Annotated in this window: 11 protein-coding genes; 3 read left to right on the forward strand and 8 right to left on the reverse strand. The window is 58.9% G+C overall.

Going from position 1 to position 9,081, the window contains the following annotated elements; translation table 11 throughout:
* Positions 1-229: 229 nt before the first annotated feature.
* The 5 genes from NTCA1_RS27185 to NTCA1_RS27205 are packed head-to-tail and all read right to left on the reverse strand — an operon-like array spanning position 230 to position 4,291.
* A complete protein-coding gene (locus NTCA1_RS27185) occupies positions 230-541 on the reverse strand; it encodes a hypothetical protein (RefSeq protein ID WP_159832395.1) in 312 nt (103 codons plus the stop codon).
* Positions 538-1,311, reverse strand: a complete 774-nt coding sequence (locus NTCA1_RS27190; protein WP_159832396.1) for a hypothetical protein — start codon at positions 1,309-1,311, stop codon at positions 538-540. The genes NTCA1_RS27185 and NTCA1_RS27190 overlap by 4 nt, the downstream gene beginning before the upstream one ends.
* A 21-nt stretch (positions 1,312-1,332) precedes the next feature.
* A complete protein-coding gene (locus NTCA1_RS27195; protein WP_159832397.1) occupies positions 1,333-2,664 on the reverse strand; it encodes a hypothetical protein in 1,332 nt (443 codons plus the stop codon).
* Positions 2,661-3,659 (reverse strand): hypothetical protein, encoded by a 999-nt coding sequence (locus tag NTCA1_RS27200; RefSeq protein ID WP_159832398.1) that lies wholly within the window; start codon positions 3,657-3,659, stop codon positions 2,661-2,663. Before NTCA1_RS27200 ends, NTCA1_RS27195 begins: the two co-directional genes overlap by 4 nt.
* Before the next feature lie 8 nt (positions 3,660-3,667).
* Complete coding sequence (locus tag NTCA1_RS27205; protein WP_159832399.1) at positions 3,668-4,291, reverse strand: hypothetical protein; 624 nt, start codon at positions 4,289-4,291, stop codon at positions 3,668-3,670.
* 533 nt (positions 4,292-4,824) lie between these two features.
* Here NTCA1_RS27205 and NTCA1_RS27210 point away from each other — a divergent pair.
* Both NTCA1_RS27210 and NTCA1_RS27215 read left to right on the forward strand, forming a co-directional pair.
* Positions 4,825-5,253, forward strand: a complete 429-nt coding sequence (locus NTCA1_RS27210; RefSeq protein WP_159832400.1) for a LexA family transcriptional regulator — start codon at positions 4,825-4,827, stop codon at positions 5,251-5,253.
* Complete coding sequence (locus tag NTCA1_RS27215) at positions 5,250-6,518, forward strand: Y-family DNA polymerase (RefSeq protein WP_159832401.1); 1,269 nt, start codon at positions 5,250-5,252, stop codon at positions 6,516-6,518. Before NTCA1_RS27210 ends, NTCA1_RS27215 begins: the two co-directional genes overlap by 4 nt.
* A 22-nt stretch (positions 6,519-6,540) precedes the next feature.
* On the opposite strand, the gene NTCA1_RS27220 is transcribed toward NTCA1_RS27215, so the two are convergent.
* A complete protein-coding gene (locus NTCA1_RS27220) occupies positions 6,541-7,833 on the reverse strand; it encodes a hypothetical protein (RefSeq protein ID WP_159832402.1) in 1,293 nt (430 codons plus the stop codon).
* A 64-nt stretch (positions 7,834-7,897) separates the two neighbouring features.
* Between NTCA1_RS27220 and NTCA1_RS27225 the strand changes: the two genes are divergently transcribed.
* The gene (locus NTCA1_RS27225) at positions 7,898-8,395 is read left to right on the forward strand and encodes a hypothetical protein (RefSeq protein WP_159832403.1); all 498 of its coding nucleotides are present in this window, start codon (positions 7,898-7,900) and stop codon (positions 8,393-8,395) included.
* 4 nt (positions 8,396-8,399) lie between these two features.
* Here the strand turns inward: NTCA1_RS27225 and NTCA1_RS27230 are convergent, their stop codons facing one another.
* Positions 8,400-8,609 (reverse strand): hypothetical protein, encoded by a 210-nt coding sequence (locus NTCA1_RS27230; protein ID WP_159832404.1) that lies wholly within the window; start codon positions 8,607-8,609, stop codon positions 8,400-8,402.
* 3 nt (positions 8,610-8,612) lie between these two features.
* Positions 8,613-8,963 (reverse strand): hypothetical protein, encoded by a 351-nt coding sequence (locus tag NTCA1_RS27235; RefSeq protein ID WP_159832405.1) that lies wholly within the window; start codon positions 8,961-8,963, stop codon positions 8,613-8,615.
* Between the last annotated feature and the right edge of the window lie 118 nt (positions 8,964-9,081).

Genomic DNA, 9,081 nt, shown 5'->3' on the forward strand with positions numbered 1-9,081 from the left:
AAGATCGACGGTGGCCACCCTCTCAGGGAAACCTTCCTACACCACCCCGCGGGACACGACCCAGCACATTATGAATCGATAGTGGGTAGATTTCATTATAAGTAACATAGGAAAGACATCTTCGGGAAGCTCAATTTAGGTATGCCGCCGTTTGCTTGCTGCGGTGGCGGCAATAGATCTTCGGTCCGTGTTATACCTTATCCTGGTTTTGGAGGCTGGTGCTCCAGTCTTATTCGGGCTGTTCGTCGATCACCGGACCATCGCTGTCCCACATAATCCAGCCACAGCCCTCGCGTTTGGCAACGTGAATTGCTGACCGGATCTCGGGTGGGACATCGACGGCCTCGGTAACTCCCACATCATCGCAGACGTACATGAACCAACCGTAGTCGCCTTTCTGAAAGCAAGCCCAAGGACAGCGGGGGATCCAGTGGAGTGCGGTCCTGGGGCTCATGTGAACGGTGCCAAGCACCTGCATTCTGGTGATTTCCATTTCATTGGTTCGTCTCTGCATGGGGCCAATCGGGGTGACGAGCATCACGCGCTCGCCCGGCGCTGCGCCGCGCGCTCCGCCTGAAATGTGGCGAACCTCGCTTCGTCGGCTGCGATGAAGTCGTCGAGATATCGCGCTAGGTCCGGGCAGGTTTTCTTGCCGCGCCGGTTCTCCGCGCGTAGCCAGCAGGCATCTGCATGGGTCAGTCGGTTCTCGCGCTGGCGCGAATAGACCTCTTCGGCCTCCTGGCCGATGCCGGCATATGCACCAAGGGCGCGGGCGAACACGTCGGGCGCGGCGTCATTGACGATTACGTCCGTAGGATTGCTCGCTTTCAGCCCCTCGATCGCAGCAGCCGTGGGCTGCGCCTTGAATTTGACCAGTTCCCCACCGGCACCGATGGCGACGATATTGCTCTTGAGCACGCGCGAAAGTTTGCGGGTTGCATCAGCCTTGGCGATCCAGCGCATGACGAAGAGTTCCAGATCGCAGGCTGAGCCGCGATCGAAGGCCGCGCGCTTGCTGGGGTCGGGCTCGAATGGACCTAAAGGCGGCTCGTTGGCCTTGAGCCAGTCGTTTATCGCGCCAAGGTCCGGCCCATCATAGCTCTGCATCGGATAGAACGCGTCGGCCGCGCCGTGGCCGCGGTTCTCTGCGTGGAAGGCGGGGACACCGTTCACGACGATGACGGCGGTATAGGCGGTCGTCTCCTGGGAGAGGGAAGCGACAACCTTGAGCTTCTGCAATTCGATCTTCATGAGGTTTCCTTGTTGTAGACGTGGGAAGAGGGCTCGATCTGGCGGGGCCAGCGCGCGCATGATTTTCTGAATCGAGGCCGGTCAGGCGAGGTGGGAGAAAAGCCCAGGTGCGGCGAGGCGCGTCGCACCGCCGAAGGCACGTAAGGCGCGAACCATCTCACGTCGCATGTGCGCCTTGTTCGTGAACTCTACGGTGGGATCGAGTGGCACTTGGTTCGATGTGACGAAGCCGTGAGCCAGCCTCCCATCCTCGGTGCAGATGTTGAGCAGGTGCCCTTTTCCCGGTCGAGGCCCGGCGTAGCGGGCAGTGAACTCTCCGAGCTTGCCGGTCAGGCCTTTGCTGCGCTTGGTCCAGCGGATGTGACCCGCACCTGCGTTCTCACCCGGAGCGACCCCGCGCTCCAGCCAAGTTGCCAGGTGGGCGCGCTGCTGCAGAAGCGTGTTGCGGGTTCGCTCCATCGTGCGGCAAATCGGCAGTGCCTCGGCCAGTGCGTCGATGACGCGCAGTTCCTCACCTTGAACGGCGACAAGGATGTCGTCGATCAGGTGCCCTCGAAACGCTGTGCGAAGCGTCTCGCGATGGCAGGGCTCTGCAATGAGCGCGTCGGCCTCGGCGGGAGTTATCGGCGCAGGGAAAGCAGCGGGCGCATCTGGGTTGACGACGATCCCGGTGCGAGCGCTGACCACGATGATGGTCGCCAGTCCGTGCGAAAGCTTCTGTACCATTTCCAGCGCTGACTTGGCCTGTCGGCCACGACGCTGAGCCCACGGCTCATCGGCTTCGGAGATAATGATCGCGCGACGATTCCACGAGCATGGTCTTTCGGCGTCAGAGGGCTTGGGCCAGGCGCTTGGAAGTGATCTGGAAAGGTGCTGCGTTTGACTGGCGGCGCCTGATGGGAGTTGCGCACGCAGGGCCCGCCGCGCCTGATCGAACAGATCCGCCTGATCGCCGCCGCCATCTTCGAACCCCTGGTCATAGGCGGCTTTCAGGGTCTCGCGATTTCGGAGATAGGCTAGTTTGAGGTCGCCTCGATGCGACCATCCTGCGTACGCAGCGTACCAGCCATCGGCATAGTGGACGCTGGCATCCCAGTCATATCCATACTTGCGAGCACCGCGTAAGATTGCACGGTCACGGTCATCGCCATGGCCGTCGTCGATCCGACCGCTTGTGAATGCGAAGTTCTTCGCCTGACGCTCCGTTTCGGTGCGCCTGGCCATCGCATCGAAGATGGGCCGCATCGCGTTTACTCGGGCGCGGGTACGCGCCATGCGCCGTTCAAGCGGTTCTGATGGGAGAAGGTCGGGAAACTCCCGCCAGGCTTTGGCAAGGGCTTCGGCCTCGGGACGAGTCCGGCCTCGGCGAAGCCATGTTTCGGCCTCGGTCACGATGAACACAGGATCGGTCACTGGATGCTCCCGTTTTCAGCTGCCCATTGCTCAACCCATCCTTCGATCAATGCGTCGTGGTCCAGATCGCCAGCGGCAATGAGGTCGTTGATTTCCGCCCGTGCGTGGGCGAGTGCGGCTTCCCAAGGGCTGTAACTGACCGGTGCCGGGCCTGGGGGTAGAGAAGGCGACAGATGACGTGGTATCGACCGTGCGGCGCGCTGCTGGGTGAAGAACCATCGCGTCATGTGCTCGGCAACGAAGCGGTCGCTCTTCGAAACACCGCGTTTCAGGGCATCCTGGCGCGCGGCTATCCCGTAAGCCTGTGAATCGATGCTGGCGACGCGATTTCCGAAGGCGCTGAGATAGGGAAGCGCTGTTCCCTTGGCGCCGAAGCAATGGAGCTGAACCCCATCTGGCAAAATGCGGTCCAGGTGCTCGACCACTGCAATGAGCCCTTCGGGGCCCTTGATGTCTCGCCGGCACATGCTGCCAACACCAATCGTTGTGCTAGGAACCACCGACCATGAAAGGGCATCGGCGCAGCGCTCATAGTCTTCAGGGATACGGCCTTGCAGCACCGGCATGAACTTGTTGGAAATGCCGGCATCTTTGGCGCGGCGCCGCGTTTCGCGATTGGCGCCTATCGTGCGGGCGATGCGCTCGTTTATAGTCGCGCGATCGTGCGCAATCTCCTTCTCGACCGGATAGTCGAAGCTGGCGAACAGCTTGAATGGATGGGCGGCTGCCAAGCTGACGTACTGGTCTATCGTCCAAGGGAAGCTTCCGTAAACGACGTGGCTGGTAAAGCCGCCACAATCCAGGATCAGGCGACGGCCAAGTGGCATGTTGTGCAACTGGCCATAGTCCCAGCCAACCCACTGGCGGTCAGGCTTTCGGCCTTTCCAGCGCGACAATGCGTTTGCTGAGACCAGAATGGTTGCCTTCAGGCTGAGCGCCCGGCGCAGCAAAGGGCCTTGCCGCAAGTGCGGCAGGCCAAGAGCAATGTCGATCATGTCCGGTCTCAGCGGGCAAGCTGCGAGGGACGTTCGATGATCTCCGCGCCGATGTCCTCGAACGGGTTCACCTCTGCCCGTTCGCTGTAGGCCTTGGCATCGACCAGGGCGTAGACGTCGGGGCCTTTGAAGGAGGCATGTCCGAGGTGGTCGACCTCCTCGATGCATCGCCCGACGACGCCTACCCGGCCTTGCGGCACCCAATCTGCCCAATCGCCCCACGCTGCTGTGACGACAACCTTGCCTTCCGCTGCCAGGTATGCCGCCCGCCGTTTAAGCACATGGGATTCATTCACTGGCACCGTTTCGCCTGTGAAGGCGGCATAAGCGTCCGTGTGCCAGCACCGAACTGTGTCCCTTGCGACCTGGATGTGTGATGCCGCGTACACGTTGCGCGCGCGAAACTCCTCTTCGAAGGCCATCACCACCCTGCCCCATGCGACATGCTTTTCGTAGGCGCCGCTTTCGAACGCAAGGGAAGCGGGCATCGCCTTTTGCCGGCCTTCGGAGAGGATCAGGCCGCCATGGGACGCTGTTGAGACCGACCAGATCCCGGGAAGGATCTGCTCGGCTCTTTCGACGCTCCCCCATGGTGACGTTTGCGGGCGAAGCGAAGGGGCGTGACTTTGCATGACGATCTCCTTTTTTCGATCGTCCCCTTCCCCCCTTCCCTTTCCCGCAGCGCTTCACGCTTCATCGGGAATGCTTGCGAAAATTCCTAAACTCCTCCGGCGTGATTGCTCTGGGACGTGGAGGTTGCCCTGCACGTTCGACTAGCGCTGATGGCGGACGCGGCGGAGGATCCTGAGGGGTCCAACGAGGCGTCGGCCCATGGGCACCGCAATTGGAGCATTTCAGGTATCTGCAAAAGTTGCGCCAGCTCGTGTCTTTCCCTCTATGCGAAAGCCAAGCGGAAAGCTCGGCCGGTGCAAACATGCAGGCGTGCCCGCAGACCTTGCAGCGCACTTCGATCGTCCCGCCCTTGCGGCTGATTTCGGACAGATTTCGTGGGCTGGCGGCCATCTTTGGCCTTTAGAACGAATGTGGAACATCAGCAAGATGAACCTCTGTCCACAAATCTGTCCCGGGTCGCCCGGATCTGAAATGTTCCCAAAATGTTCTAGTTCGGTATAGTGGAAGAATCTGCCCCCTTTGGCGAGTACCAATGCCTCCCGTTCTACGCCTCCACGATGTGCCTTTCGATCAGGTTCCCTGTGAACTGAAGCTGCTGTGCGCCACGGTCCCTGCCGGTTTTCCTTCGCCGGCTGCTGACGATATCGAAGAGCCGATCGATTTGGGCCAGTGGCTGATTGAGAATCCTGCGGCAAGCTATGTGATGCGCGTCGATGGATATTCCATGGCCGGCGCTGGTATAAACGACGGCGACTTAATCGTGGTCACCCGCGCTGTTAAACCACGTCCAGGCCATATCGTCGTGGCGGTCGTACATGGCGAGCGAACGCTGAAGCGCCTCAGGAAAATGGACGATCGGCTATGGCTGGTGCCTGAGGCGGAAGGATATCCGACCATCCTGGTCGACGAGTACGTCGAGGTCTGGGGGGTCGTCGCAGGCTTGGCTAGGCGCTACCTGTGAGTGCCCCGCTTTGCCTTATTGACTGCAACAATTTCTATGTGTCTTGTGAAAGAGTATTCAGGCCCGACTTAAACGGCGTGCCTGTTTTGGTGGCATCAAACAATGACGGCTGCGCAGTTGCTAGATCAGCTGAGGCAAAGGCCCTTGGAATTAAAATGGGCGAACCGATCCATCTTATTAAGGATAAAATTAAGGCCCATTCCATTCGTGTACTTTCATCTAATTACACATTGTATGCCGATGTGCAAAGACGCATCATTGCGGCGTTAGAGCCATTCGCAAAAGACATAGAAGTTTATTCTATCGATGAAAACTTTCTCGATCTTGCAGGTTTTGAGCATCTTGACCTTGTGGCTCATGCGCAGGCTATGCGCGAAAGGGTCTTGCAATGGACCGCGATCCCGACATGCGTGGGCATAGGAACGTCGAAGACGCTCGCCAAGCTGGCGAATGCTGCTGCGAAGAAGAACCCTCTGTTCGACGGTGTTGCTGACTTGCGCGACGAGCAAACGCGCAATTGGGTGCTCGATCGATTTTCCGTCGAAGACGTTTGGGGTGTCGGCCGTGCAACTGCAGCGAAGGTCAACGCACTCCGGATCGCCACGGCAGGTCATTTACGTGATATGCCTATGAAACAAGCGCGATCGGTTGGTGGAGTGGTGCTCGAGCGCATCGTTGCTGAGCTGCGCGGTATTCCATCATCTGCCGTCGAGGTTATGGAGCCACCGCGCAAAGGGATGGCGGTCACTCGTTCATTCGGCAAGCCGGTAACCGATTTCGAGACGTTGATGGGTGCCATTGCTCAGTATGCGTCCAGGGCTGGCGAGAAGCTGCGCAATCATGGTTTGGTGGCAGGACGGCTAACTGTGTTTTTTCACACCAACCGCTTCAAGGACAATGCTGCGCAGTACGGCGCATCGAGAATGCTCACTTTGCATCCGATGACCAATGACACCCTAGAACTCCTTCAGGCTGCCCGGAAGGGCGCGGAGCGTGGGTGGAAGGAGGGCTTCGCCTATACCAAGGCAGGCATCATGGTTGAGGATTTGATCGCAGCGGATGCTCGCCCTCGGACGCTTTTCGAGGCTGGCGACGATCGGCGAGATCGGCTCATGGGCGCGCTCGACGCAATCAATGGCAAATTCGGGAAAATGACCGCGCTGACCGCTACTCAAGGGTTCAAACGGGAATGGCGTACTAAAGCCGATCTGAAATCCCCAGCCTATACGACCCGGATTTCAGATGTCCCCGTGGTGCGCTGCTGACCCGGTGGGCCGCATCAAGGCTTCACGCGGAGTCGATCATAGCCTCAAACCGATCCAACAGATCTGTCGCCTCAATCTCATAATGGCCAACGGTAATCGTGCGGTGGAATTCCTCGAAACGTGCTCGCTCTTCGGCCTTGCGGGCTAGATAATGTGGCGTGCGCTCCCTTAGGAGCTGAACCGCGAAATCAGCCTCGAGACCAGTTCGGTAATCGAGGAAGGCAATGATTGCGTCCGGTCGGACTTTACCGGCCTGCGTGACCAGATCGAACAGGGGCTTTTTGATGGCCACCTGAACGCTCTTTCGGCGCATTCGGTATTGAAAACTGACGAGCCGTTCTAAAAATGCACGTTCCTCCTGACGCTCGACAGGTATGAAGCGATTGCCCTTGAAAATCGGTTGAGCATAGGCCCGAAGTGGCAAATAGCCTTCGCGTTTATTGTGCTCCCCGACTACCGCCAGAACCAGGAAAGGCGGTTCCACCTTTGCTCGTATGATGCCGGTGTGCTGAATACGGTTCCTGATCTCCAGATCACCCAGACCGGTGTGGATCGTCGTCCCGGATATCTCCCTGGCCTCAAGCAAGATGAAAGCCTGAGGCGCGTAATCGTCGGGCCAATCGCTCTCGCTGGCGCGTAACCTGGCCTGCACCCGCAGCGCTTCCCAGTCTTTCACATTAAAGTAGAGGTGGTCTGACAGCGGCACGCCGGGCGCCATAATAAAACGCTTCGCTGCGTGGCGGATCCGCTCAAACTCATCACGGATTCCGTGGGGTAAAGTGCCTTGAGGCGGCGGAGACGAGAGCACATTCGTGTGTGCCGCTTCCAGCAACATCCACATCAAACGCCCAAGCCGTGGGATTGTTATGCCTCGCGAACGATCATCGGGCTCTTGGTCGTCCGGCTGCTGGGCGAGCTTTTCAGGAGCCTTTTTGTGAGCGTTGAATAAGCCTTTTGGAAACTCGATCTCGAACAGGCTGTCGCCGGCGCGTTCGCGGATGCGATCAGGCGCCTGGGGGAGATAAAAAGGGCAGCGCCGTATATGCCGCGGCCGGCTTGTCAGGCGGCGTAGATAATATGTTTCGGCCTCGGAAAGGTATGCCGGGCTCGTAAGCGGCGGCGGCTTGGTATCACCAAGACAATCGCACGCAATCCATTGATAGTTCTCGCGCGCCGTAGTGACCAGAGAGACCGACGCCCGGTGATCGGCCTCGCTACCTGCACCGGTGTACCACCGGGCCAGAGCGTCCCTTAGCGTCACGGGAATTTCACGCCGGGAACCAATGCCGTTCGTGTCGCGCGGTACAAGCCACATTGTTCAAAAGTTCCCTTGCAAAGACCTTTTGTTCACTTTACGTTCTGCTTGAAGGAGTCTGAGGATGGACAAGCAGTTTCCAGTCGGCCGGTTCGATCTCGACATTCAGCTTCGTGATGAAGCGCTGAATGAGCGGAACATTCCGGCTATGCGCATGGTGGCAAATGCCTCAATCGGCGTCGATCCCCTCGATGCGTATTACTCGGTGCGAGAGTTGCGCGAGGCGATCAGCGAAGTGTTTGAAGGGGCGCCAGGGGCGAAAAAGCGGCTCGCGGCTGTCCTGTCGACGAAATGCGACGACTACCAGCGGTGCCTGTATTACGCACTGGCTGGCCGTGGGATCGTCCAGATGCTGGAGGTCTTCGACTGGCTGCTCGAGATCCTTGGGACCCGCGCTGTAATTTCTGCAGACATGCGACGCGCCAAGAACTTCCCGGCGCCGCTTGTGAACCCCTACGTGTCGGCTGAGCCGGATGGCCTTCTGGTGAGCGCATCGGCGGATTTCCAGGAAGGTCCATCCTGGTATCTTGATCCCGATCTCGGCGGTATTGTCGAGGATTGATGGATTACAGGGCGATGACCCGATGTTCGATGTCATCGCCCTGCCGCGCTTCTTGAGCCCGAACCACACGATAGGGCTGCAGCGCGCACGTCGTGCGGACCACAGCATATGGCATTGCTGTTTCCATACACATTTGTTCCGCCAGACGATCTGCGTTGGAGCGGCTGCACAGCAGGCGCCTTCTGGAGTCAAAGGGTTGCCGGGGCAGGTCCATGGATCAGTTTCCTTTCGGGAAGATGGTGGGCATCACCTTCGCCTCCCTGACGATCTCGAAATTGCGATCAAAAAGTTGTGAGACGGTATAATACCCCGAGCCATCCTTCGGGCTGAGGATGATTTTGTTCTTTTCACGTCGGACGCGCATCACTTGGTGAGAACTGCCGTCGGTAAAGGCGATGGCTTCTGCAAAGCGGATAAGCGCACCATCGGGGATATGTCGCTTCCTGCGCAGCAAACCTTCATGGCAGCGCCGGCGCCAGTCGAGCGCAACAGGGTTGTCCGTCGGCGATAGCAAATCGAGGACGCGAAGCGGGCAGTCTGCCTCGTAAGGCCCTCCTGTTTCTCCCATGTCCTTATAAGCAAAAACATATCCGTCGGCTGCCCGCGGATTCCAACGAACCAAACATATGAGGGGGCGTTTGCGGGAGGGGGCGGAATCCTACGCTAAGGATTTGGGCCAGCGATAT

Origin of the sequence: Novosphingobium sp. TCA1 (assembly GCF_009811895.1) — a bacterium.
Taxonomy (GTDB): domain Bacteria; phylum Pseudomonadota; class Alphaproteobacteria; order Sphingomonadales; family Sphingomonadaceae; genus Novosphingobium; species Novosphingobium panipatense_A.